This is a genomic window from Flaviflexus ciconiae, assembly GCF_003971195.1.
GTDB classification, from domain to species: Bacteria; Actinomycetota; Actinomycetes; order Actinomycetales; family Actinomycetaceae; genus Flaviflexus; species Flaviflexus ciconiae.
Genome location: NZ_CP034593.1, coordinates 1,887,546 through 1,912,664, shown reverse-complemented (window position 1 = coordinate 1,912,664; position 25,119 = coordinate 1,887,546). Strand labels below are relative to the sequence as shown.

The following is a 25,119-nucleotide window of genomic DNA, read 5'->3' as shown; positions in this document are numbered from 1 at the left end:
CGATTCTACCTGCAGTGAATTGTCCGATTTATGGGACTACGGTCGTATAGGGCGTATATGCAGCCCGGGTAGACTGGACCGCGTGATTACCGCGCATGTCATTACCGTGTCGGATCGTTGCGCAAGCGGCGAACGAGAAGACCTTTCCGGACCCCTTGCCGCAGCCCTCCTCGGCGGGTGGGCGATCGAAGTGACCGAGAAGAAGATTATCCCAGACGGCACAGAATCCGTTTCGGAGACCATCCAGGCCTCCGTCCGCGAAGGTGCCCGCGTTATTGTGACAACCGGAGGTACCGGTATCTCGCCGCGGGACGAAACTCCAGAAGGCACAATGCCCCTGCTGACAAAGCGTCTGGACGGGATTGAATCCCTGATTCGGCAAGCCGCAAAGAACGCGCCGGCCGCCCCGCTATCCCGCGCCCTCGCCGGCATCGTGACCGTCGACGGCAAGGATGCCTTCGTTGTTAACGCCCCCGGATCTCGCGGCGGTGTCACCGACACGGTCAATGTCATTGGCCCGCTTCTCGACCATATCGTCGACCAGCTCGAGGGCGGCGACCATCCGGTACCCCACGTTTCCCACGATCACGGCGGACACGTATCCGACCTGGATATCCCCGCAGCCCACCATCATGGAGCGAAAGTTCAGCCCACTGCGCATGCGCAAGCAACCTGGGAAAATCAGCACAAGGCAAAGCGTCTCGACCACGACGCCGATGTGGTTTATGCGACGGTCACCGAAGACGATGTTGATGTCGCTGATCTCGTGAAAATGGTTGAACGCCCCGAAGCCGGTGCCGTCATGACCTTCCGAGGTATCGTCCGCAACCACGATGCTGGCAGGTCCGTTGACTCCATCGACTACGAAGCACATCCCGACGCGGCCAATGTTGTTGCCCGGGTTGCCCACGAGGTCGCGAAGGGCTCAGGGTGCCTCGCTATCGCAGTGGTCCACCGTGCCGGACATCTGGAGATCGGCGACCTAGCCCTAGGAGCGGCCGTGTCTGCCGCCCACCGAGTCGAAGCGTTCAACGCTCTCAACGAAGTCGTGGAACAGGTCAAGATGCAACTTCCGGTGTGGAAGAAGCAACAGTTCCCAGACGGCTCGCACGAATGGTCCGGCTCAGCCTAAACCACCGGGAGTCGTCCCGTGAACAAGGTTCCCGAGAAGTAGATTGCCCCGGCGAATAGCCGGGGCAATCTACTACCGAAGATGCTTAGAACCCTGGGGTATTCGGGCGGATGGAATGACTGGTACCGAATACGTTAGAAGTTCAGGCCGGGAGGTTTCGGAACTCCCTCGGGCCACCGGATTGCGAAGGGATTGTCGCGGGTTGCCTTACAGGTCTTGCAGAGCGTCCCGCCTTCCTTCAACGGGAAGAAGGTTTTGCACTTCTCGCACTTGACCGTCGGAATTGTTTCGAGCGGACGCTTTGGAGTGTCTGCTAGGCGCGTCTCCCACGACGTATTGCCCTCGACCGTAAACGCCGATTCGGGACAGAGTTCCACGCACTTACGGCAACCAATGCACTGAGAGTCGACGATCCCGAGTGAGGAGATTCTCCGCTCGGTTCCTATCTCCGTGTACGTCAACTCCAGAGCGTCCGTTGGACAGGCCTTCACGCATACGCCACACGCGGTACACCCCGAGGTTTGTAGTAGCAGACCGTGGGACGGGGTGTCAGCCAGGACGGACGGTTCTACGCCCTCGGCCTGAAGAAGCCTTGTGAGAGCGAGGCGCTCGCGGTCCTCCGGAAGCATGTCGTCGTCCGGAAGCTGAAGGGTGCTTGCTCCCATGCCAAAAAGGTCACGGCGTGAATGAGGAACGTCGTCCGCACTGAACGAACTCTTTGGCTTAATGACCCTCGAAGCTTCCCTGAGTTTGGTGATGCCGGCTACTTCTAGGGTTTCGACAAGTTTTGAGAGATCGCCCGGTTCACCGTGAAGATAAATCTCGGTGGCCCCGAGCCCTAGCGCTTCAAGGATCTCGTGACGAGGAATCTCTGCCAGTGGCTCGGTAAGCAGGACGGCCGGGATCTTCTTATCCGCGACAAGAAGATCCTCACCCGGTTCCAGAAGAGCGATAGGACCGGGATCGTTGGCTCGCAGCCAAGAATGGAGAAGCCTCAGGCCCGTCATTGACCCACTGCGTACGCCGCTAGTGCCCCGAGCGACATGTACATGATTCCCCGGTAGAAACGTGTCTCCGCGGCCTCTGCGGCTTCCTCAAGCATTGCGGGAGCCCACTCCATGATGTGCTGCTCCATGAATACGGCACCGATCCCGTAGTAGCGGGAAGCGTCGGTTGTCGAATCCTGATCGAGAGCATCGAGGGAACGCAGGCAGGACTGTGCAATGAAGTTAAACTCGAGGCCGATGTGGTCATCGGGCTCCTGGTTGAGCTTGGGAGCTTGCAGGCCAAGCTTGCGGTACTCGGAACGTACCTGAAGGGTTTCCTCATCAAAGATCAGACCGTCACGATTACGGTGCACGGACTCGTAGGGGGGAACCTTTGCCCCTGCCGTCACGCCATACAGGAGGTTGTGGTCGCGGCGGATCTGCGCGACCTCTTCCTTCTCCGCAAGCGATGCGCGGAGCTCCTTGAGACCGAACGCGGTATCGCCCTCGTCCTCGATCGGCCACTCGTCCAGTAGCTCAGCCAACTGATCAAGGGTCTCCTGATCGGGGACTGAAGGTGGAGCCTACCGAGCGTTGCAAACGCTGCGGCCATGCGGTCAAGGAATTCGGGGGATGGCAGTGAAGGGTTCACGATTCTCCTTTTAGGGGGTACTGGGTAAATTCTATCCGGACTCGGACATACCGGGCAGCGACCTTGTGCCTAGATTCGGCTGTTCTGTCCGGGTTAGCGAGGTAGTGCTCCGGAACAGGGATTCCACTTGACGGCAAGGATGCTGTGCGCGGTGCGCACGAATGTTGCGGTGTGCGGGTATAGAAGAAGGGCGGAACCCTCAGGTCCCGCCCTTCTAAAGAGTTACTACATACCTACTCGGAAGAGCGTGTCGTAGTGGACCGAGCGGCCCATGAACTCGGTAACAACAGCGAGAACGAGCGCCGTCATCATGAGGATCGTCAGGGTCTTCGGGTTCTTGAACTCCTGGTTAGCGGTCCTGTACGTGAAGACTGCAAGGAGAACAGCTGCGATTCCCAGGAGAGCAAGACGGACGAAGAAGAAGCCAGACTGGTATTCCTCGGCGGCCAGCTGTGCCGCCGGAACGCCCGTGGCCAGGTTGATGATGTGGAAGATGTAGTTGATGAAGATAATGACACCAATAACGACCGACGTGATCGCAACCCAGCGGATGATCTGGACGCCAGCCTTGGCGTCCGGGGAGTCAACTGTGAGCCGCTCACGGGTCATGGAACGGGCCTGGAGTTTCGTCTTCTGGAGGAGGCCAACGCCGCCCTTGCCGTCACCATCGGTGCCATCGACAGTGCTGTCAGTGGCCGGTGCTGCCGGCGTGCCGTTGTCGGATGAGCGGAAGCGGATCGACATGTGAATGAGGATCGCGGCCCCAACTGCTAGGGCACCCAGGAGGAAGGTGGTTGCGAAGAACTGGACGGGGACCGACCAGGTGTTCCATGCGGGGATGGTCTCAACCGAGGCGTAAATCATCGACATCGAGTAGACCAGGCCGAGGCCAACGATAGCTGCCAGAAGCGCGATGGCCTGGCGAATCGTGTGGCTGGCGATCTTGAACCACTGCATGATGGCGAAGAGGAAGCCGAGGCCAGCGAAGCCAACACCGAGGATGATCTCACGCGACAGCCAGGACGTATCCCAGTTACGAAGGACGTTGAGCGTGTTCGTAATGTCGTTCATGTGGAACATCGAGGCGATAAGGCCGAACACGAGGGTCGGGCCAATCGCGTAGATAGCAGGGTCCGTGACCCGCTCGATCGTCTCGCGACCGTACTTGGGGGTACCGACTACGTTGATGACACCGAGAGCCACGAAGGCGCCGACGCTCATCTGCGCGAAGACGGTAAAGATGATCATGGGTAGTTCGTGGAGGTTCATCAGATTTCCTTCGGGTTCGCAATAGCACCGGAAGCGGCATCCCAGGTCTGGGCATCGCGGTGCGGGTTGACGACGAGACGCGGGTTCGTGATCGAGGGATCCGGAAGCGGAGCGATGTTGTCCGTGTTGCCGTACTCCTCACGCAGCTGGTCGATCGGACCCCAGTCTAGTGCGCGCGACGGGCATGCCGAGACACACGCGGGATCCTGACCGGTCGAGCGGTAGTCGTAGCAGAGGTCGCACTTGGTCATCTGACCGGTCTCTGCGTTGAACTGGGGAGCGGAGTAGGCGCAGGCCCACTCGCAGTAGCGGCAACCAACGCACTTGTCGGAGTCGACGTAGATGGTGCCATCCTCGCGGCGGGACATCGCCGTCGTGGGGCAGACCTCCATGCAGATCGCGTTCTCGCAGTGGTTGCAAGCAATGGATGTGTAGTAGGTGAAGACGTTGGGAGTGAAGGTGTTCCCCGACTCCTGCCAGGAACCGCCCGAGTACTCGACGACCCGGCGCCAGTTCACACCGACGGGAAGATCATGCTTGTCCTTACAGGCGATCTGACAAGCCTTGCAGCCTGTGCAGAGAGACTGGTCGAAGAAGAACCCGTAGTTCGCTCCGGCCGTGATTTCAGCAGTGGCCATGTTTATTACCTCTTTCAGGCCTTGACGACGTTAGCTAGGGTTGTGTGCACCGCGTTGCCCTTCGCAAGCGGCGAGGGGTGCAGTGACGTGAGCGTGTTGACAGATCCGGCGACATCGACCGGCTTGTCCTGATTGGCCTCGCTAGGCGGCTTGACATCCGAAGCGCCCTTCGGATCGAACCAAGCGCCCTGCGGAATCGACATCGTTCCCGGAACGATACGTTCCGTCACCTTTGCCGGGAGACGGACGGTTCCGCGATCGTTGTACACGAACACTTCGTCGTCGTTCTCGATTCCACGTGCAGCAGCATCGATCGGGTTGATCCATGCGGACTGCGTGTGCGCTTCCTTTAGCCAGTCCACGTTTCCGTAGCTGGAGTGTGTACGTGCCTTGTAGTGGTGACCAATGACCTGTAGCGGGTACTTGTCATTCTCGCGGGCCTCCAAGGCGCCTTCCCAAGTCTCGACGAATTCCGGAAGAGCTGTCAGCTTGTCGCCAGGCAGCTCGGGACGGAACACGCCAAACTCCCACTTCTCTGACATTGCTGCCAGACGGTCGGAGTAGATTTCAATCTTTCCGGACGGAGTCGGAAGCGGGTTAGCCTCCGGATCCTCACGGAAATCTGCGAGTGCAACCGCAGGACCCTGGTTCTTACGGAAGATGCCCATTTCCTTCCACTCTTCATAGGTGGGGAGCTCAGCATCTGCCTCGCGAGCAACGTTAATGGTCTCTTCGAGCCATTCCTCGCGGGTCTTGCCACCGGTGAACTCTTCCTTCACACCAAGACGGTCAGCCAGCTCGGTGCAAATGTCGAAGATCGTGCGGCACTCGTAAAGGGGATCAATTGCAGCCTGCGAAACAATCCCATAGGCCATCGGGCCAGCATTCTCGCCAGGGTGAATGTCCGATTCCTCAGCTGTTGACGTGCCGGGAAGGACGTAGTCCGAGTAGCGAGCGGAAACCGTGTACTGGATATCGCAGGTAACGATCAGCTCAGCCTTCGTCTCATCCTGGAGAATCTCGACCGACCGGTTGTTGTCACCGGTCTGGTTAACCAGCGAGTTTGAGCCGTACTGGAAGATTCCCTTAAGGGGAACGTCCAGACTGATGTTCGTCGGGTTGCCGTTGTCGTCAACCGGGACTTTGTTCGAGCGGACGCCGGGGGCGACCTTCTCGCAAACACCGCCGTTGAATGTATCTAGCTGATCGCCGTACTCGATGGCATCAAGCCAGCCGAACACGGAGATGATCTTGTTCGACGGGTTCGGAACGTTGTAGAACGGCTTGCTGAGTGGTAGCGCCTGCGCGCCCTCGCGGGCACCGGTGCCACCACCGGGGATGCCGACGTTGCCGGTCACGGCAGCGAGCATAAAGATTGCACGAGCATTGTTCTCGCCATTGGCATGACGTTGCGGGCCCCAGCCCTGCGTGATCGAACATGGCTTAGCAGCCGCGATCTCGCGGGCAAGCTGACGGATCCGCTCGGCGGGAACGCCGGTGATCTCGGAAGCCCACGCGGGAGTCTTCTCGATGCCGTCTGCGCCCTTGCCCTCAAGGTAGGAACGGTAGGAGGAGTTCTCCGGAGCGCCCTCGGGGAGGGTGTCCTCATCGAAACCAACAACGTACGTGTCGAGGAAATCCTGATCCTGCAGATCCTCAGAGATCATCGTGTGGATCATGCCGGCAATAAGAGCAGCATCGGTGCCGGGACGCAGACCGACCCACTCATCAGCGAGAAGTGCGGCCGTCTCCGAGTAGCGGGGATCGATCACGATCGTCTTAACGCCGTGGTTCTTCTTCGTGTCCTGCGTGACGAACAGCTGGCCGCCACCCGACATACGAGTCTCGAGCGGGTTGTTACCGAACATGACCTGAAGCTTCGAGTTCTTCGCGTCGTCGAAGGAGTTGCCGTTAACCCAGCTACCGTAGTGGTATGGGTAAGCCTGCGTGATCGGAGCGGTCGAGTAGTCCGAGTAGTGATCAAGGTATCCGCCATAGCAGTTCAGAAGCTTTGCGAAAGCGGTGGTGTCCGGCGGCCATGAGCAAGCCATCGTGGAACCAAGGACGCCTGTTCCGTACTGGATGTAGAAAGCTTCGTTGCCGTAGTTCTCCTTGATGTCCTTCATCTTGTCGGCAATCTCGTTAAGAGCCTGCTCCCACGAGATCTCTTCCCACTGCTCATCGCCACGCTTGGTGCCGGGCTTACGCTTCATTGGCTTCTTGAGGCGATCGGGGTTGTAGATACGGTGGCGCTGCGAACGGCCACGGACGCAGGCGCGAACCTGCTGGCTGCCGAGCTCGTCGGTGCCGGTGTTGTCAGGGAGGACGCGGACGACGGTACCGTCCTTGACCTGAAGACGGAGAGGGCAACGGGAACCACAGTTCACCGTGCATGCGGACCAGACGGTCTTATCGGCGTCGGTCATGCCGTCGGAATCGGCCTGGGCGGACGTACCAGGCATTCCAAGATGAGCGGCAGTTGCAACCAGTGCGGCAGAGCCGCCGGCAACCCCCGACCACTTCATAAACGAACGACGAGAGAGCCCCGTGCGTTCCCGGTTAGCGGCAATTGTCATTGTCCACCTCTTCTTTGTTTAGAGCCTTATGTAATTGCAGTTTGGCCCGAAAAAAATGTCCTGTCTGGGACTTTTGTCATTAATTCGAAATATCCGATTCGTTGTGAATTGTGAAAACTATCTTGATATCGAACTACAGCTCTAACCTGCGGTTTTACAGCCAAGAAATTTGATCGAGCGGAAATCGGGCGAAAAGGCTGTTGCCCGGGACACAAGATTGGGATGGATGAATTAGAGATACGAAGACTTGCGTAATTCGTTTTCTAAAGGGGGAAGCGACCCGATCCGGAGTTGTGATGATGGGCAGGGCTCCCTGCCTAGACGGGTATAAAGGAGCGCGGGGCAGCTACTGTGAGCTGCCCCGCGGGGTTCGATGAAAGGAACTGATTCAGTCCGATCTATTCCTTTCTATTTCAGTACCTATACTGGCCTGACTTCTACGAGTGCAGTGTGACCGGGATTCCCCTTTGCCAGCGGTGACGGGTGGTACTTCATGATGGTGTTGACGTTGCCTCCCACGTCCACACCATCCTCATCGGGTGTGTACCAAGCGCCCTGGGGAACGGAAACTACACCGGGGGCGATGCGTGGGGTCACGCGGGCTTCGGTGCGAATCGTGCCGCGATTGTTGTAGACGTCAACGGTATCGCCGTTCTTAATTCCACGGTCGCTGGCGTCCTTCTCATTGATCCAGACCATCTGCGGGTGAGCCTCGAGGTTCTTCGGAAGGTTCGCGTAGGAGGAATGCGTCCGGCCCTTGTAGTGGTGTGCAAGGCACTGGAGCGGGAATTCGCTTGTGCGCGCTTCGAGGGCGCCTTCCCAAGTATCGATGTGCTCAGGTAGTGCCGTTAGTTTGTCGCCCTCGGTCACTCCTTCGAAGATCCAGGTGTCTGCCATTTCAGCGAGAGTAGATGAATAGATTTCAATCTTTCCGGATGGGGTTGTGAGTGGATTAGCCTCAGGATCGTCACGGAAGGCTTTCATGCCAATTGTTAGACCGTCCGGGTTGTGCTTGCGCCATACTCCCATCTCTTCGAGTTCCTCTTCGGAGGGGAAGTCAGGAACGTTGGCTCGCGTCTCCTCGAAGATCCAAGACCGCCATTCTTCCTGTGTGCGTCCCTGTGTGAACTCTTGCTCGATGCCCAGTCGGCGAGCAATCTCGGTACAGATTTCGTAACCGGTCTTAGTCTCGTAAAGTGGCTCAATGGCTTTGCCACCCCAGATGGACCAGCCCATATCGCCACATGAACCACCTGGAACAATGTCGTTCTCTTCAAAGTTGGTTGTTGCGGGCAGGACCATATCGCCCCATTCGCAACTCGGTGTCCACTGGTGGTCGATAACAAGAATGAACTCGCACTTGCTGTCGTCTTCGAGAGCCTTCTGAGTCCGGTGGACATCGTTGTGCTGGTTGATCAGGGTGTTCGAGGAGTTGATGACCATGAGTTTGATGCCAACATCGAGTTTCTCCTTGCCGCGCACGCCATGCTGAACATCCGTCATGCTCGGCCCGTCTTCGATTGCCTCAATCCAGTTGAAACAGGAGATCTGAGTTGAAACCGGTGCTGCATCGCCGTCAAAGTTGGGGAATGCTGTGACGGGGACAGAGTAGTTGCTTTCACGAGCACCGTTGCCGCCGCCAGCAATGCCGATGTTGCCGGTTACAGTGGCAAGCAGTGCGATGGCGCGGGCGGTGTTTTCTCCACTTGCTTGTCGCTGAGGCCCCCAGCCCTGGGTGATAGCACAGGGTTTGGTTGTGACAATATCGCGTGCGAGGTTCCGGATTGTGTCGGCCGGGATTCCGGTGATGTCAGCAGCCCATTCCGGAGTCTTTTCGACACCGTCGGGGCCCTTACCTTCGAGGTATGAACGATAGGAAGCGTTCTCTGGTGCGCCGTCAGGCATGGTTTCCTCATCAAAACCGACACAGTATTCGTCGAGGAACTCCTGGTCGTGGAGATTCTCCTGAACCATTACGTAGATCATTCCTGCAATTAGTGCAGTATCTGTTCCGGGGCGAATCGGAACCCATTGATCAGCGACGTCGACGGCAGTATCTGAGTATCGGGGATCGATGACAATCGTCCGAACGCCGTGTTCCTTTTTGATCTTCTGAACGACGCCCAGTTCGCCGCCGCCGGACATGCGGGTCTCAAGTGGGTTGTTTCCGAAGAACACCTGCAGACGTGTGTTCACGGCATCTTCTAGTGAGTTGGATCCGAGGTAAGCCCCGTAACTGTAGGGAATACCTGCGCGGATCTGTGCGGTCGAATAGGTCCCATACTGACCGAGGTAACCGCCGTAAGAGTTGATAAGACGAGGCCAGGTGCCACGCTTCGTGATGTTGCCACCGGTTGATCCTGAGCCGTAGTGGTACCACAGAGCTTCGTTGCCGTAGGTTTCCTTGACTCTCCTCATCTCCGAAGCAATGGTGTCGAAGGCTTCCTCCCAGGAGATCTCCTCCCACTTACCTTCGCCGCGCTTACCCGTGCGCTTCATCGGTTTCTTGATGCGATCCGGGGAGTAGATGCGTTCGCGCTGGTTGAGTCCGCGCACGCAGGCGCGGATCTGAAGATCGCCAAGCTCATCCGAGCCCGTGTTGTCAGGCAGGACCCGGACAACCGTGCCGTCCTTAACCTGAAGTCGAAGCGGGCAACGTGACTGACAGTTGGCAAGGCAAGCATTCCAGACGGTGGCGTCAACGCCCTCTATGCCGTCCGTTGCCGAGGCCTGGTGTGTGCTTGGCATACCAAGGTGTGCGGCGGTGGCGACAAGTGCTGCGGATCCTCCCGCAACGCCCGACCACTTCATGAACGACCGACGGGATACCCTGTGGCCCGTCATCTGTGAAGTCATCTCTGCTCCTCAAGAAGAATTGGTGATTGTATTCCCAGTATTTGTTCAGAGATCGAAATTTCGTGGGCTCAAGGTCCCTGCCCAAATCCCCAGAAACTAGAACTAAACGGGCGGGAACTGGCGTAGTTGAGCGGAAACATTGAGGTCAGCGAGTTGCATTTACTCCACCGTTGCTTACGCAACCGATTCTTAGACTAAACCGTTGCAATAAGGCCAAAAGGTCGTTACCTAATTCAATTTCTGTCCGACTTGTGCTGGTTTGGGTGGATGCGTGGTTCAACTGATTTGAAATTGGCAAAGAATTGAATATACAAACTAAGAAGGGAGTGCGCCTCCCGGCTCTGAGAGGATGGGTGCTCCTGGCTTTGGTTCGTCCGCGTAGAGAAGGGTGGGGTGCAGTTCGAAAAGAACAACCACCCCGCCCTTCTTTCAAGCGGTTACGCCTTGACGATGTTCGCCAGAGTTGTGTGTACGGAGTTTCCCTTTGCCAGAGGTGACGGGTGGAGCGATGTCAGTGAGTTGACGGATCCTGCAACGTCGACAGGCTTGTCGGGATTTGCACCTTCGGGTGGTGTGATGTCGGTTCGAGGATCGAACCATGCACCCTGCGGAATGGACATAATGCCGGGCGCAATGCGCTCGGTGACCTTGGCAGGAAGCTTGCACGTGCCGCGGTCGTTGTAGACGAATACTTCGTCGCCGTCCTCGATTCCCTTCTTCTCGGCGTCCAGCTTGTTTACCCACACAACCTGCGGATGGGCCTCCTGTAGCCAGCCGATGTTGCCATAGCTTGAGTGCGTCCGTTGCATGTAGTGGTGTCCGATGAGCTGGAATGGGAACTTCTCGTTCTCTTTCGACTCGACAGCACCTTCCCAGGTCTCTACGAACTCGGGGATTGCGCTGAGCTTGTCGCCCTTCTCTTTCGGATGGAAGCTGCCGAAGGTCCAGTGATCGGCCATGGTTGCGAGTCGTTCGGAATAGATCTCAATCTTTCCTGATGGTGTGCCAAGGGGGTTGGCTTCGGGGTCCTCGCGGAAGTCCTGCATGGCCACCGTGGTCCCGGTTTCCTTGCGGAATAGGCCCATTTCCTTCCATTCCTCGTAGGAGGGAAGGTCCGGATCCCCTTCGCGTGTGGCCTCAATCGTGGCGTTAAGCCACTCGTCACGAGTCTTGCCACCGGTGAAGGCGTCCTTGACTTCGAGGCGGTCTGCAAGGTCCGTGCAAATGTCGAATATATTGCGGCATTCGTACAGTGGCTCGATCGCCTGGGACGAGACGATGCCGTACCCCATGGGGCCAGAGTTCTCACCCGGGTGGATGTCGCTCTCTTCGGATGTTGTTGTTCCTGGAAGAAGGTAATCCGAGTAGCGGGACGAAACCGTGTATCGAATATCGCAAGTGACGATCAGTTCAGCCTTCGATTCGTCCTGGAGAATCTCGACAGACCTGTTGTTGTCACCGGACTGATTGACGAGAGCGTTTGACCCGTACTGGAAAAGCGCCTTAATTGGGACCTCCAGCTTGGTGTTCTCGGCATTACCGTCTTCGTCGACCGGGATTTTCATGGTGCGTGCCCCACTCTCGGGCTTGACGCCGACGCCGGCGTTAAACGTATCCATTTGTGGCCCGTTCTCGATTGCTTCGAACCAAGAGAAAACCGAGATGATCTTGTTCGAGGGGTTTGAGACCTCGGTCGTGAAGGGGCGCGCGAACGACAGGCCCTGTGAGCCGCAGTCGTTACCGGTACCGCCACCGGGAATGCCAATATTGCCGGTCACCGCGGCGAGTAGCAGGATTGAACGAGCGTTGTTCTCGCCGTTGGCATGGCGTTGCGGACCCAGTGCCTGGGTGATGGCACAGGCTTCGGCGCCACCGATTTCCATTGCGAGACTACGAATCTTTGAGGCGGGAATGCCGGTAGTTTCAGATGCCCATTCGGGGGTCTTCTCAATGCCGTCCTCGCCCTTGCCTTCAACATATGCGCGGTAGGAAGAGTTTCTTGGTGCACTTTCGGGAAGGGTGTCCTCGTCAAAGCCCACGCAGTACTTGTCGAGGAAATCCTGATCGTGCAGGTTCTTCTCAAGCATCACGTGAATCATGCCCGCAATGAGAGCGGCATCCGTACCTGGACGGATTGGTACCCACTCATCGCTCAGTGCGACTGCGGTCTGCGAGTAGCGCGGGTCGATAACGATCGTGCGAACGCCCGATTCCTTCTTCGTCTGCTGGGCGACAAATAGCTGGCTACCTCCACCCATACGAGTCTCGAGAATGTTTGACCCAAACATCACCTGCAGGGTCGCATTCTTGGCGTCCTCGCGGGAATTAGATGACATGCCACTGCCGTAGACGTAAGGCGTGATGTTGCTGATCTGGGATGATGAGTAAGTCCCGTAGTGATCAAGGTAGCCACCGTAGACGTTGAGCAGGCGCGCAACTGGTGAGGAGTCGGGCGGCCAGGAGCATGACATGATGGCGCCGAGAACGCCCGTACCGTACTGAATGTAGAAGGCTTCGTTGCCGTACTCTTCCTTGATCGCCTTCATCTTGTCAGCGATCTCGTCAAGAGCCTGATCCCAGGAAATCTCTTCCCACTGCTCCTCGCCCCGTTTCGTGCCGGGCTTGCGCTTCATCGGCTTCTTGAGACGGTTTGGGGAATAAATACGTTCGCGCTGTGAACGGCCACGAACACATGCGCGGACCTGCTGGCTGCCAAGCTCGTTTGTTCCAGTGTTGTCGGTCAAAACCCTGACAACGACACCGTCCTTCACCTGCAGTCTGATGGGGCAACGAGAACCGCAGTTCACCGTGCACGCCGACCAGACTGTCTTATCGACACCTTCCATGCCGTCTGTGGCGGCTGCGGCTTTGTGGGCGGATGGCATGCCCAAGTGCGTCGCTGTGGCAACGAGCGCTGCGGATCCACCTGCAACACCCGACCACTTCATGAATGAACGTCGTGAGACATCCTGTTTTAAGGCTTGCGAGGTCATCTCTGCTCCTTACCTAGTTCTCTTGATTCCTCAGTATTCGGAAAGTTCTAGGCCAAGGTCTGGGTGAAAGGTCCTGCGACTTCCGCTCATAGATCGTGGGGGTCGATTGGAAAATGGCGTATTTGCAAGGATAAGTATGTGTCAACACCGCGAAGGCGCGTGCGATGTGACCCTTTTGAGAACTTCGGGTGATCTTGTGCCGAATTTGCGTACTTGAATGTTGGCAATATGCGAGCCTGAGCCTAATTGTTCCGGTTTGTCCGCTTTAAGCGGTGTTGCCTGTCCAGAATCGAAACGGAATATGCGGTGGTTCCAGAAGCGCCCACAATTGGAGTAGGCGATGTGTGTGGATGGCAAGGTGTCGCTGTCTTCGAAGATGAAAGAAGGGGAGCACCCCTCCCGGCTCTAAGAGGATGGGTACTCCCCGGCTTTGACTCCTCCGCGCAGAAGCGAGAAGGATGCTGGTCCGAGCAAACTCGGGTCAGCGTGCAAAGCTCTTTCTTGAGTGAGTCGAGGTCCCGCCCCGTTGCGTCCTTACTTGAGGGACGGATCCTCGGCTCGATTCCAAGGTTGGACTGCCAGTTTGTTGGAAACGTGGGCAAAACGTCCCGATATTAAACAGCCTGATTTAACGCGTAATACCAAGAACCTGACTTTCTGGCGGAAACAGTGGCGATTCGATGTTCTGATTCGAAGGCGCAAGCATATGCGGATGAAAGTGCTTAAATCACCAGAATATGGTCATAATCCTGATTTTTAAATAAAGAGCTGGGTTAAATCGAATTGATGTTGCAACTCTTGGGTATTGTCGCTGGTCAAGAAGGCTTGAAAGCGTTTCGCCCCCGCCGAAAACGCCGGAGGGGGCGAAACTGACTGGTTTGGCTCTAGATTTCCTTGGGGTTTTGGATAATGCCGCTGCCCTGGTCCCAGCGCTGTGCGTCGCGGTGGGGCTTGATGACGAGGTGCGGTTCGGTGATCGCCGGGTCGGGGAGGGGCGCGATGTCGGCACGGTCGCCGTGCTCCTCACGGAGCTTCTCGATCGGGCCCCAATCGAGTGCGCGGGTCGGGCAGGCGTCTGTACAAGCCGGGTTCTGGCCCTCTGAACGGTAGTCGTAGCAGAGGTCGCACTTGGTCATCTGGCCGGTGTCGGCGTTGAACTGCGGGGAGGAGTAGGGGCAGGCCCATTCGCAGTAGCGGCAGCCGACGCACTTGTCGCTGTCAACATAGACGGTGCCATCCTCCCGCTTGCTCATTGCGGTTGTCGGGCAAACTTCCATGCAGATTGGGTTCGCGCAGTGGTTGCAGGAGATGGACGTGTAGTAGCTGAACACGTTGGGTGTGTGGGTGCCGTCGGCCTCGTTGGAGGACCAGGAGCCACCCGCATACTCGACGATTCGGCGCCAGTTCACTCCGAGCGGCAGGTCATGCTTGTCGTTACAGGCAATCTCGCAGGCTTTACAGCCATTGCAGAGGGACTGGTCGAAGAAGAAGCCGAAGCTACCGCCGGCCTCGGTGAAGTTCTCGGTTGTGATGCTCATGCCTTCTTAACCTCCACAAGATTCGTGTACTGCGGGTTGGATTTTGCAAGTGCGGTCGGATGGTACTTTGTCAGGACGTTGGGTCCGCCGCCTTGGTCAACTCCGTCCTTGTCGGGGTTGTACCAGGCGCCTTCCGGCAGGGTGGTGACACCGGGGAAGATGCGAGGGGTGACCTTCGCTTCAACCTTGGTTTGTCCGCGGCCGTTGTAGACGATCACTTCGTCGCCGTTCTCGATACCGCGGGGCTTCGCATCGACCGGGTTGATCCAGATGACCTGACGGTGTGCCTGCTTGAGCCAGGGTACGTTGCCGTAGCTGGAGTGGGTCCTGCCCTTGAAGTGGTAGCTGATCATCTGGAGCGGGAACTCGCTGTTGGTCTTGGCGGCCTCAAAGTCCTCCCACGTGTTGATCTGCTCGGGTAGTGCCGTCACAACATCCCCGTCGGGGAGGTTCCATTCTTCGGCTTTGCGGGCCACTTCGGCAGAGTAGATTTCGATCTTGCCCGATGGGGTGTCGAGCGGGTTCGCTTCGGGATCTTCGCGGAACTCGCGCAGTGCGACGCGGGCGCCATTGTCGACCTTCCACACTCCCATTTCTTGCAGTTCGTCATAGCCCGGCATACCCGGGTTGGCTTCGCGGGAGTCCTCGATGATTTGGCGGGCCCAGTCTTCCTGGGTTTTGCCTTCCGTGAATTCCTCTTCAATGCCGAGGCGGCGGGCAAGCTCGGTGCAGATCTCGTAGATCGTCTTCGACTCGTACAGTGGGTCGATGGCCTTTGTGGCAACGATCGAGTAGCCCATGTTGGCAGCCAGGCCCTGCTGGACAACGTCGCCCTCTTCGGCGTTTGAGGTGCCGGGCAGAACATAGTCTGCGAACTTCGCCGACGAGGTCATCTGGTTGTCGCACAGCACAATGAGCTCGCACTTGGAGTCGTCCCGCAGGAGTTCCTTCGTGCCGTTGATGTCGGAGTGCTGGTTGATAAGTGTGTTGGAGCCGTAGGCCCAGATCGCCTTAATCGGTACTTCAAGCTGCGGATCCCAGATCGGGTTCCCGTCCTCATCCCAGTCGCGAACTCCGTCTTCGCCCTTCATCTCGGCACCGTGGTCGATTGCGTCGGGCCACGTGAAGTGCGAAATCTTCTTCGTCACCGGGTTCGGGTCCGCATCGAAAGCGGAGTTGATGGTAACGGCGGAGCTACCCGGGTAGGTGCCGGCGCCGCCACCCGGCAGGCCAACGTTGCCGAGCATTGCGTTGAGGGTGATGATGGCGCGGGACTGGTTCTCGCCGTTCGCGCACCGCTGTGCGCCCCAGCCCTGGTGGATCATCGACGGCTTGTTGTTGCCAAGTTCGCGAGCGAACTTCACGATGGTGTCGACCGGGGTGCCGGTAACGGACGACGCCCATTCAGGCGTCTTCTCAATGCCGTCCGGGCCATCACCCATGACGTATGCGCGGTAGGAAGAATTCTCGGGCGCACCCTCGGGGAGCGTGGACTCGTCGAACCCAACGCAGTACTCGTCGAGGAACTCCTGCTCGTGCAGGTCCTCGGAGATAAGAACGTGGGCGATACCGGCAATGAGAGCCGCATCGGTTCCCGGCTTGAGAGCAACGTGCTCGTCCGCCATGAGCTGCACCGAGTCCGAGTGGCGCGGGTCAACCACGATCGTGCGCACGTTCGTGTCGCGGATGAGCTTCTGCGCGTAGAAGGCTTCGGAGCCTCCGCACATCTTCGTCTCCATCGGGCTGTGGCCCCACAGGACATACAGCTTCGAGTTGACGAGATCATCTGTGGAGTTTGAATCGATGTATCCGCCAAGGGTCACCCTCATGGCTTCCGTGATTCCACCGGTCGAGTAGTCGCCGTAATAGGAGAGGAATCCGCCCATCTTCTTTAGCAGGCGCTGCAGTGCGCCACCGTAGTAGGAGCCGGATACGGTGCCGGCGATAACGCCGGTCGCGTAGGCGTAGAACTGTGATTCGGGGCCGTAGTCGGCAAGGAGCTGCTGGTACTTCTCGGCGATCTCGTCGAGTGCCTGCTCCCAGGAGATCTCCTCCCACTGCTCGTCGCCACGCTTCGTTCCCGGCTTGCGCTTCAGGGGCTTCTTGATGCGGTCGGGGGAGTAGATGCGCTGGCGGATCGAACGACCGCGCGGGCACGCCGGGATCCTGTGGTTCCCGATCTCGTCGCCACCCGTGTTGTCGGGCAGAACGCGAGCAACCGTGCCGTCCTTGACCTGAAAACGTAGTGGGCACCGAGCGCCGCAGTTCACGAGACATGCGGACCAAACCGTCTGCTCAGCATCGAGCATACCGTCACTGTTTGCTGCCGTGCCTATCCCAGGCATGCCCAGGTGTGCGGTGGTGGCAACGAGGGCGGCGCTGCCGCCTGCGATGCCGGACCACTTCATGAAAGACCTGCGGCTGACTTTCCTGTCAGCACCAACCTCGATAGTCATGCTCCCTCTTTCGCAATAGCTTGCATATTCACATACCACTGCAAGACTATCCGTGCTGATTGTCGGTTTGTTTCGGTCGTTGCCGAATTTAATCGAAATTCATTGGTGCCCGATTCGCGAAATTTGAGTAATCCGTACTATTCCGGGAGAAGGTGCTTGTTGGAGAAATTCCAAAAGAGGTGGAAAAGAAGAAAACCTATCGAGTCGGTATTGCGAACTCGATAGGTATCTTAATTGGTTAATTCGTCTGTGATGCCCCGACCGGCCTATTTATGCATAGTGCAGGATGTGCTGTATCCGGTGGGGATCCAGGAGCTACGGCACCCCAGCCGGTTGCGATGATCAAGGCCGGAGCTATCTGTGCCCGACCAGCGCTGATCGTGACGTGGTTCTGAACAATCGTGCTGTGGTCCTGGGGGTTCTAGTCACCCGCCCGCGAACGGGGGAAGGACATCAATCCGGGCGCCGGTGGGCAGGACCGTGATGTCGTCTGCGCTCACGCCGTTGACCAGCAGAGCGGAGATCCCCATGAGGCGAGAGAACTCTCCGGGCCTGGACTCCTTCAGCTGGGTGCGGAGCTGGCCCGCTGTCATCCCATCCTCGTACGGGAGGGTCTCGGAGGGAATGCCCGCTGCTTCAGCAACGGAAGCGAAGTACCGTACTTCTACCATTTATCCACCTATTGCACTCATGGGGCGATCCGGTTGCAGGAAGCCCTCGTCGTCGATGCCGTGACCGGCCTTCTTAATCCACATTGCGCCGCGCCAACGGTCCGCAATTTCGTCGTCGCTTGCCCCGTCCCTCATCATCCCCATCAGGTCGATCTCCGATTGGCCAAATAGGCAGTTGCGGATCTTGCCGTCCGCGGTGAGGCGCGTGCGGTCGCACGTGCCGCAGAACGGGCGCGTGACGGAAGCAATGATGCCGACTCGTCCCGCGGGGTGCTCGCCTTCGGCAACTCCCCACAGTTCTGCCGGGGAGGTTCCGCGAACCGTGTCGCCAAGCGGGGTGAGAGTAAAGTCCTTCTCCAGCATGTCGAGGATGTCCTCGGCGGTGATCATGTCTCCCCGCTTCCAGGAGCCCCTCGGGCCGAGCGGCATGTACTCGATGAAGCGCAACTCGTAGCCGTTGTCGAGGCAGAAGGCCAGAAGCGGGGAGGCCTGATCGTCGTTAACTCCCGGCATGAGAACCGCGTTGACCTTGACCGGGGTGAGGCCGACTTCCTGGGCAACCTTCGCGCCTTCAACGGCGTCCTTGAGGCGGTCCCTGCGGGTCAGCTTCGCGTACACCTCGCGGTCGATTGAGTCGATGGAAATGTTGACGCGGTCGAGGCCTGCTTCCTTGAGCTTGCCTGCACGCTTTGCCAAGCCAAGCGCGTTGGTTGTCAGCGACATCTCCGGCTTAACGCCCAGATGGTTTGTCATGTGGGAGACCTGACCAACGATTGATTCAAGGCCCTTGCGCAGGAGTGGCTCACCGCCGGTGAAACGAATCTCTTCAATGCCGAGCTTGTCGAGAGCGATACTGATCAACCTGACAATCTCGTCGTCATTCAGGAGTCGATCATTGGGGAGCGGATCGATTCCTTCCTCCGGCATGCAGTACTGGCAGCGCAAATTACATTTGTCGGTGAGCGAGACTCGGAGGTCGCGGCCAATGCGCCCGAACCGGTCTGTGAGGAGCGGAGTATTCGGGCGCCCCGAGACGTCCGGTTCCTGCGAACGAACGGATGGAATACCCAGAGAAATACTTCCTGTCATTCCTCCACGATATTCGAGGATGTCTATTTTATCCATGTTCGCCGGACTAAATAGGTGTCTGGCGGGCCACGACTACCCGGTTTAGGTCGCTACGTACGGGACTTCAGTCTCACATTGACGTCTCGTTCACTGTGATCCGCCCAGCATCTTCGTAGGATGGTGGAAGGAGGAAATCGTGGAGATTTTTGAAATGAGCGGGCTGGAGCTCGCCGAAGCGGTCCGGAACAAAGAAGTATCGGCAGTCGAGGTGCTCGACTCGGTCTATTCCCGGATCGAGCAGTTCCCTCAGGTTGGTGCCTTTGCGCATGTCACCCCGGAGCTGGCAGGGCAGCAGGCTGAAGAAACCGATAGGAGAGTGGCCAGGGGAGAGACCCTGCCTTTTGACGGTGTTCCCGTTCCCATCAAGGCGCTCACGCCAGTTCAGGGTCAGCCACAGGACTCCGGTTCGCGACTACTTCTTGGCAACGTTGCCGAGGAAGACGGCGGTGTCGTCACCCTCTTGAAGGAAGCTGGCACCCTCATGGTCGGCAAGACCAGTGCCCCGAGTTTGGCTTCCCTGCGTACACCGAACCCGAAACGGGGCCGTCCGCACGCACGCCGTGGGATGTTCGCAGGACCGCGGGAGGATCCTCCGGAGGGGCAGCGGCCGCCGTTGCCACCGGCATGGTCCCTGTCGCCCACGCCTCCGACGGTGGTGGCTCCATCCGCATCCCCTCCGCATGCTGCGGCACCGTTGGCCTCAAGCCCTCCCGCGGTGTCGTCTCTCCAGGACCCGTTGGAGTGAGCGGAGGTGGTCTCACAACAGATGGAGTTATTACAAGAACGGTTGCCGACTCCGCCGCATTCCTCGATGTGCTGGCAAAGCCGTGGCCGGGCGAGTCCTACCACGCGCCGCGAGACCCGCTTCTTGATTCTGCAGGAAGCTACCTCGAGGCCAGCAAGCGCGCCCCCGGCCCGCTCCGCATCGGACTTCTTCTCGAACCATTGAATGTTGAAAGCCTCGACCTGCACCCCGAAGCGGAAGCCGCCGCGAAGCGGATGGCAGCGGTGCTGGAAGGAATGGGGCACGTCGTAGAAGAAGCGGGCAGGCCCTTCACCGCCGATGACTGGCTGGCCTTTATGCCGCTGTGGACCGGTTCCGCCGCTGGGATCCCGCTCGCTGAAGACGACCTTCCCAAGGTTACCGAGCTCACGAGGTGGCTACGGGAAGAGGGAATGAAGCTGTCGGCCGCCGACTACAGTGCCGCAGTGAACGCGGTGCAGACCCTCACCCGCAAGGCCGCCAACGGATGGTCCCAATTCGACCTGATCCTCACCCCGACCCTGGCCTCGCCGCCGGTCTTCCCGGAAGACATCGTGCTACCGCACGGGGCAGATGACTTCGAAGCGCAGAAGCGCTTCACACCGTGGGGAGTGTATGGAACATGACAGGGAATGCTTCGATCACCCTTCCTATCCACCGGGCCGAGGTTGATGGCGTGACCCTGCCCTTCGGTGCGATGCTGTCCGCGGTACGCCCCGGAGCGGACGGCCTGCTACTGGCGCTCGCGGCGCAGGTCGAGCAGGTGGATCCCTGGCCGACAATCACGGCGCCGACCGCATAGGGGGTGTAATTGCGGGGTTGCTAGCTGAGGATTGTGCCTGCGTGGTGGCTAAACAATAAGTGAGACTGCGCGGTGGTTTAGCCGGTTGCGATGTCCAGGATCTCGCCGTCAGTGTTTCCTGTGAGGGAGACGTGGCCGTAGTCGTGGCCGAGGTAGATGCGGACCGTGGCAAGGGGTGCCGCTGCGATCATCTTCTCCATGACAGGGCGTCCCTCGTCGGGAGTGATGTCGTGGAAGAACTCGAAGGACTCCGCGTCATACTTTTCGAGATCGCGCGGCATCGGGAAGTCTTCCCGCCAGTAGTTGCGTTCAAGCGTGTGCTCGTCTATGGCGGTGACGGTCACGTGAGTTGAGAGGTCGCCGAGATCGCCTTCGGGTAGGTGACTCATGGCCTCGTCGACCATGCCGGGCATGATGACATCCCAGTCGACCTGGGTGGCGTCAAAGTATTCATTCTCTTCCGGCTGGATCGACGCGGCCCCATCGTTCGTGAGCTTGTGGTATCGGTGCTGAACAACAACCTCATCCCAGTGGTCCGGGTTGTCTTTCGCTCGAGTAACGACCGTCATCTGATAGTCGAGAGCCCTAATCTCGTGGACGTCGCTACCGCATTCGTCAACGACAGCTTGGACGGCTTCCTCGGCTCGTTCGGCGCTGAGAGAGAACGACGGCCCACCATCATGCTGGTCGATCACGTAGTAGGTGACACCAGCAGCGATACCCACGTGACGATCGCGAGAACCAGCATGCCGAGGTAGGAAAGGATCTCGCGGACCCTTCTTTTCCTTCTTATAGGTGCTTGACTTGGGCCCGCTCGAGAAGCTACTGCCGGAGAAGCTACTGAATGAGTCTGTGTCATCCCATTCGCGCGCAGTGGCTACGGCGCTTACTGGCATGGGAGAAGGAATCGTGATCGAATGCAACCTGCGGATGGCCCTCGTAGAACTGAACAACGGCATGGACTGAACCGACCCGGTACTTGTCGTACTCGTGAGATTCAATCGGATGCTTGATCGTGGTGCGGTACGGTGTCCGGTCCTTCAGAGCAACAACAACGTGGACCTTGTAGAGACCAACGCCATTGATCTCCGTGTGGGTTGAATCGATGCCCGTGATCTCAGCGCAACCGGTACGCCCCGTGGCACGAATCTTCGCGATCTCGTCCGGGCTACGCGTCGTAAAGGACATGGTGGGGATGCCGAGCAGGACCAGTCTGATTGCGGCAGGGATAATCGCCATGAACAGCATGTCAATTGGCGAAACCATTGAGGCGTTCGAGAAGTGGCCCGCGAGGACGAAACCTCCCCCGATTCCCAAAATGATGAACGGCACAAGCGCTACGAGAGCCAATCCAAACCGGGCTCCCTTCATATCTTCAGCATAGACCGACCCAAAGAATAGATCACCTCCAGAGATAATCATTGACGCAATTGCGCTTATGGCCGACCCAATAGGCGCTCATTAGCGTAAATAGAAGGTAAATAGGGAGGTTCATTTATTTGCTTCCGAGAACCTTGGATCCTACTGGCTGGAGGGAGCTTTGACACCTACTTGCCGGGAGAGGGGCGTGACCCGTACTTGCTGGAAGCGGATGCAAACTCTTCTTGCGTTGTCGCCCGCTTGGCTCTCCCGCAGTGGTAGCCAGCCGCTGGCTCCGTGAATGTTGCTTTCCTGCTACTTGTGAACCGAAGGTGTGATGTCCGGGAATTGGCTGGGAGTGTTTTCAGAATTTACTGCCGCCTTTTGTTGATGTGTGGCGGAAAGGTCTTCGCCAGAAGATTCTAGAAACTGAAATAACTTGAGTGGAATAGACTCAAGTTTAATTGCGTTCTATTATGTAGATCGAAGAAACTTTTGAAGGAGTTCTATGGACAAGCTGACAACCAAGTCGCAGGAGGCGATATCTTCTGCTGTTGAAAAGGCAATGAGGGCGGGCAATCCGCAACTCGAGCCAATCCACCTGCTCTCTGCTCTTCTCGAGCAGAAGGACGGTATTGCCGTCGGAATCATCGACGCCATCGGGGTTGATAAGACGGCGCTGGAGTCGCGCACGAATGCAACCATGACCGCGCTACCGGGGGCGCAGGGCGCCTCCGTGTCCCAGCCCGCTACCTCTCGTCCGTTCAGCCTCGTGCTGTCGGACGCCGGGAAGGAAGCGACGGCACTGGGTGATGCCTACATTTCGACCGAGCACCTACTCATGGCTATTGCGGCCTCCCGGTCGAGCGCCGGCGATGTGCTGAAGGCCGCCGGTGTTACTCGCGACCAGATACAGGCAGTTCTTGGTCAGGTGCGTGGCAACCGGAAGGTTGATTCCCCGGATCCCGAGGGTACCTTTGAGGCTCTCGAGAAGTATGGACTTGACCTCACCCAGGTTGCTCGCGACGGCAAGCTGGACCCTGTGATCGGGCGCGACTCCGAGATCCGTCGTGTCATCCAGGTGCTGTCCCGCCGGACCAAGAACAACCCGGTGCTGATCGGTGAGCCCGGCGTCGGTAAGACGGCCGTCGTTGAGGGTCTCGCCCAGCGCATCGTTGACGGCGATGTTCCCGAGTCGCTGCGCGACAAGCGACTCATTTCGCTCGACCTGTCGGCCATGGTGGCCGGTGCCAAGTATCGCGGTGAATTCGAGGAGCGCCTCAAGGCTGTCCTCCAGGAGATTAGGGACTCCGACGGTGAGATCGTCACCTTTATCGACGAGCTCCACACCGTTGTCGGCGCTGGAGGGGGCTCCGAGGGTGCCATGGATGCTGGCAATATGCTGAAGCCCATGCTGGCCCGCGGCGAGCTCAGGCTCGTTGGTGCCACCACCCTGGACGAGTACCGCGAGAATATCGAGAAGGATGCCGCCCTGGAACGCAGGTTCCAGCAGGTGTTCGTGGGGGAGCCTTCCGTAGACGATACGGTGGCAATCCTACGTGGCATCGCACCCAAATACGAGGCCCACCACAAGGTGACAATCTCCGACGGCGCGCTCGTGGCCGCTGCTGAGCTATCCCACCGGTACATCCCCGGGCGTCGGCTCCCGGATAAGGCCATTGACCTTATTGACGAGGCCGCTTCCCGGCTCCGCATGGAACTGGATTCGTCCCCGGAAGAGATCGATACCCTCCAGCGTCAGGTCAATAGGCTGAAGATGGAAGAGTCGTACCTCATTGACACCGACTCCGAGCAGGAGGACGAGGCCGGTACTGAGCGGCTCGAGAGGATCCGCGCCGAGCTTGCTGACCGCATCGAAGAGCTCGATGCTCTGAATGCTCGCTGGCAGCGAGAAAAGGCTGGTCGGAACCTCGTGGGTGACCTCAGGGTGAAGCTCGATGAGCTGCGCACGGAGCTTGAGCGGGCGATCCGCGAAGGCCGGTATGAGGATGCTGGTCGCCTTCAGAACGGCGACATTCCCGATGTGGAAAGGCAGATCGCCGAAGGTGAGGCGGCTGAATCCGTGAACGAGGGCGTCGAGCCAATGATCGCGGAGCACGTGGATGCGGACGAGGTGGCTCAGGTCGTTGCCTCCTGGACCGGCATTCCAGTCGGGCGCCTCATGGCGACCGAAACCGAGAAGTTGCTCCACATGGAGGAAGAGATCGGTCAGAGGCTTGTTGGTCAGAAGGATGCTGTCGCATCGGTCTCCGATGCTGTTCGCCGCTCCCGCGCCGGAATCTCCGACCCGAACAGGCCGACAGGCTCGTTCCTCTTCCTTGGTCCGACGGGCGTCGGTAAGACAGAGCTTGCGAAGTCGCTTGCCGACTTCCTGTTCGATGACGAGAGAGCAATTGTTCGTATCGACATGTCTGAATACTCGGAGAAGCATTCCGTGTCCAGGCTCGTTGGTGCCCCTCCCGGATACGTCGGGTACGAGGAGGGCGGTCAGCTCACCGAGTCCGTCCGCCGCAGGCCCTACGCGGTTGTCCTCCTCGACGAGGTCGAGAAGGCACATCCCGAGGTCTTCGACATCCTCCTCCAGGTGCTTGACGATGGCAGGCTGACCGACGGTCAGGGCCGCACCGTGGACTTCCGGAACGTTATCCTGATCCTCACCTCGAACCTCGGTTCGCAGTTCCTGGTGGATCCGACGCTGAGCGACGAGGAGAAGCGGGAGGCTGTTGAGAAGACGGTTCAGTCCGCCTTCAAGCCGGAGTTCCTCAACCGTCTCGACGACATCGTGCACTTCCAGCCGCTCAGCATGGAAGACATCGCCCACATCGTCGAACTCCAGGTGGCGCAGCTTGCACAGAGGCTCGAGAGCCGGAGGATCACCCTCAATGTCACCCCGAGTGGTCGCGACTATCTCGTGCTCGAAGGGTACGACCCGGCCTATGGTGCACGCCCGCTCCGCCGCCTCATCCAGCGTGAAATTGGAGACCAGCTCGCCAAGCAGATCCTGGCAGGTGCGGTTGCCGAAGGTGACACGATTGAGGTCGATGCCCCGGAGAATGCTGGCCAGGGCATGAAGCTCACGGTCGTGGAACACGAGTAAGGCTCTGTCCACGAGCCGTTGGGTTGCTCGGTAAGAACTGGGTAAATCGCGGTAAGTGGAACGACGGTAAGGTTAAGGCCCCGCAGATCACCTTTCGAGATCTGCGGGGCCTGACTTCATCCAGGCGTGCGGGGGTTGTTCGAGCTGTTGCGGCCTCTCGCGGCGGAGCCATGAATTCGCCG

The 25,119-nt window shown here is 58.6% G+C and carries 16 protein-coding genes and 1 pseudogene; 4 read left to right on the top strand and 13 right to left on the bottom strand.

Translation table 11 applies throughout. The features are described 5' to 3' along the window. Positions 1-82: 82 nt before the first annotated feature. Entirely contained in the window at positions 83-1,132 is a 1,050-nt protein-coding gene (locus tag EJ997_RS08385) for a molybdenum cofactor biosynthesis protein MoaE (RefSeq protein WP_228201438.1), read from the top strand. 134 nt (positions 1,133-1,266) lie between these two features. On the opposite strand, the gene EJ997_RS08380 is transcribed toward EJ997_RS08385, so the two are convergent. The 11 genes from EJ997_RS08380 to moaA all read right to left on the bottom strand — a co-directional run bounded on the left by EJ997_RS08380 (position 1,267) and on the right by moaA (position 18,856). Continuing rightward, positions 1,267-2,139 carry a 4Fe-4S dicluster domain-containing protein gene (locus EJ997_RS08380; RefSeq protein ID WP_126704145.1) on the bottom strand — a complete coding sequence of 291 codons (873 nt, stop codon included), beginning with the start codon at positions 2,137-2,139 and terminating at the stop codon, positions 1,267-1,269. After that, positions 2,136-2,663 carry a TorD/DmsD family molecular chaperone gene (locus tag EJ997_RS08375; RefSeq protein WP_126704144.1) on the bottom strand — a complete coding sequence of 176 codons (528 nt, stop codon included), beginning with the start codon at positions 2,661-2,663 and terminating at the stop codon, positions 2,136-2,138. The genes EJ997_RS08380 and EJ997_RS08375 overlap by 4 nt, the downstream gene beginning before the upstream one ends. 332 nt (positions 2,664-2,995) lie before the next feature. After that, positions 2,996-4,039 carry a dimethyl sulfoxide reductase anchor subunit family protein gene (locus EJ997_RS08370; protein ID WP_126704143.1) on the bottom strand — a complete coding sequence of 348 codons (1,044 nt, stop codon included), beginning with the start codon at positions 4,037-4,039 and terminating at the stop codon, positions 2,996-2,998. After that, on the bottom strand, positions 4,039-4,677 hold the full coding sequence (locus EJ997_RS08365; RefSeq protein ID WP_126704142.1) for a DMSO/selenate family reductase complex B subunit: 639 nt from the start codon (positions 4,675-4,677) through the stop codon (positions 4,039-4,041). The genes EJ997_RS08370 and EJ997_RS08365 overlap by 1 nt, the downstream gene beginning before the upstream one ends. A 14-nt stretch (positions 4,678-4,691) precedes the next feature. Then, positions 4,692-7,253: a DMSO/selenate family reductase complex A subunit gene (locus EJ997_RS08360; protein ID WP_126704141.1), complete on the bottom strand. Its 2,562-nt coding sequence runs from the start codon at positions 7,251-7,253 to the stop codon at positions 4,692-4,694. 420 nt (positions 7,254-7,673) lie between these two features. Further along, positions 7,674-10,109 carry a DMSO/selenate family reductase complex A subunit gene (locus EJ997_RS08355; protein WP_206501621.1) on the bottom strand — a complete coding sequence of 812 codons (2,436 nt, stop codon included), beginning with the start codon at positions 10,107-10,109 and terminating at the stop codon, positions 7,674-7,676. Between the two features lie 437 nt (positions 10,110-10,546). After that, positions 10,547-13,102 (bottom strand): DMSO/selenate family reductase complex A subunit, encoded by a 2,556-nt coding sequence (locus EJ997_RS08350; RefSeq protein WP_126704140.1) that lies wholly within the window; start codon positions 13,100-13,102, stop codon positions 10,547-10,549. Between the two features lie 884 nt (positions 13,103-13,986). Continuing rightward, positions 13,987-14,640, bottom strand: coding sequence for a DMSO/selenate family reductase complex B subunit (locus EJ997_RS08345; protein ID WP_126704139.1), 654 nt, complete (start codon positions 14,638-14,640; stop codon positions 13,987-13,989). Continuing rightward, the gene (locus EJ997_RS08340; protein ID WP_126704138.1) at positions 14,637-17,096 is read right to left on the bottom strand and encodes a DMSO/selenate family reductase complex A subunit; all 2,460 of its coding nucleotides are present in this window, start codon (positions 17,094-17,096) and stop codon (positions 14,637-14,639) included. The genes EJ997_RS08345 and EJ997_RS08340 overlap by 4 nt, the downstream gene beginning before the upstream one ends. A 425-nt stretch (positions 17,097-17,521) precedes the next feature. Then, positions 17,522-17,767 (bottom strand): MoaD/ThiS family protein, encoded by a 246-nt coding sequence (locus EJ997_RS08335; protein WP_126704137.1) that lies wholly within the window; start codon positions 17,765-17,767, stop codon positions 17,522-17,524. Next, on the bottom strand, positions 17,768-18,856 hold the full coding sequence (gene moaA / locus EJ997_RS08330; RefSeq protein ID WP_126704136.1) for a GTP 3',8-cyclase MoaA: 1,089 nt from the start codon (positions 18,854-18,856) through the stop codon (positions 17,768-17,770). 190 nt (positions 18,857-19,046) lie between these two features. Here moaA and EJ997_RS13525 point away from each other — a divergent pair. After that, positions 19,047-20,284, top strand: a pseudogene (locus EJ997_RS13525) (amidase). Next, entirely contained in the window at positions 20,281-20,460 is a 180-nt protein-coding gene (locus EJ997_RS13180; RefSeq protein ID WP_206501618.1) for a hypothetical protein, read from the top strand. Before EJ997_RS13525 ends, EJ997_RS13180 begins: the two are co-directional and overlap by 4 nt. A gap of 77 nt (positions 20,461-20,537) precedes the next feature. Here EJ997_RS13180 and EJ997_RS08320 read toward each other — a convergent pair whose 3' ends face one another. Both EJ997_RS08320 and EJ997_RS08315 read right to left on the bottom strand, forming a co-directional pair. Continuing rightward, complete coding sequence (locus tag EJ997_RS08320; RefSeq protein WP_126704135.1) at positions 20,538-21,185, bottom strand: hypothetical protein; 648 nt, start codon at positions 21,183-21,185, stop codon at positions 20,538-20,540. A 130-nt stretch (positions 21,186-21,315) separates the two neighbouring features. Next, positions 21,316-21,831, bottom strand: coding sequence for a hypothetical protein (locus EJ997_RS08315; RefSeq protein WP_126704134.1), 516 nt, complete (start codon positions 21,829-21,831; stop codon positions 21,316-21,318). A gap of 496 nt (positions 21,832-22,327) precedes the next feature. Here EJ997_RS08315 and clpB point away from each other — a divergent pair, with 496 nt between their 5' ends. Next, positions 22,328-24,937, top strand: coding sequence for an ATP-dependent chaperone ClpB (clpB, locus tag EJ997_RS08310; protein WP_126704133.1), 2,610 nt, complete (start codon positions 22,328-22,330; stop codon positions 24,935-24,937). Positions 24,938-25,119: the final 182 nt, after the last annotated feature.

What these genes read in the sequence shown, in the direction of transcription:
- EJ997_RS08380 (WP_126704145.1), bottom strand. Translation starts at nt 2,139, where the DNA reads ATGACGGGCCTGAGGCTTCTCCATTCTTGGCTGCGAGCCAACGATCCC.
- EJ997_RS08370 (WP_126704143.1), bottom strand. Translation starts at nt 4,039, where the DNA reads ATGAACCTCCACGAACTACCCATGATCATCTTTACCGTCTTCGCGCAG.
- EJ997_RS08365 (WP_126704142.1), bottom strand. Translation starts at nt 4,677, where the DNA reads ATGGCCACTGCTGAAATCACGGCCGGAGCGAACTACGGGTTCTTCTTC.
- EJ997_RS08360 (WP_126704141.1), bottom strand. Translation starts at nt 7,253, where the DNA reads ATGACAATTGCCGCTAACCGGGAACGCACGGGGCTCTCTCGTCGTTCG.
- EJ997_RS08355 (WP_206501621.1), bottom strand. Translation starts at nt 10,109, where the DNA reads ATGACTTCACAGATGACGGGCCACAGGGTATCCCGTCGGTCGTTCATG.
- EJ997_RS08350 (WP_126704140.1), bottom strand. Translation starts at nt 13,102, where the DNA reads ATGACCTCGCAAGCCTTAAAACAGGATGTCTCACGACGTTCATTCATG.
- EJ997_RS08345 (WP_126704139.1), bottom strand. Translation starts at nt 14,640, where the DNA reads ATGAGCATCACAACCGAGAACTTCACCGAGGCCGGCGGTAGCTTCGGC.
- EJ997_RS08340 (WP_126704138.1), bottom strand. Translation starts at nt 17,096, where the DNA reads ATGACTATCGAGGTTGGTGCTGACAGGAAAGTCAGCCGCAGGTCTTTC.
- EJ997_RS08335 (WP_126704137.1), bottom strand. Translation starts at nt 17,767, where the DNA reads ATGGTAGAAGTACGGTACTTCGCTTCCGTTGCTGAAGCAGCGGGCATT.
- moaA (WP_126704136.1), bottom strand. Translation starts at nt 18,856, where the DNA reads ATGACAGGAAGTATTTCTCTGGGTATTCCATCCGTTCGTTCGCAGGAA.
- EJ997_RS13180 (WP_206501618.1), top strand. Translation starts at nt 20,281, where the DNA reads ATGACAGGGAATGCTTCGATCACCCTTCCTATCCACCGGGCCGAGGTT.
- EJ997_RS08315 (WP_126704134.1), bottom strand. Translation starts at nt 21,831, where the DNA reads ATGAAGGGAGCCCGGTTTGGATTGGCTCTCGTAGCGCTTGTGCCGTTC.
- clpB (WP_126704133.1), top strand. Translation starts at nt 22,328, where the DNA reads ATGGACAAGCTGACAACCAAGTCGCAGGAGGCGATATCTTCTGCTGTT.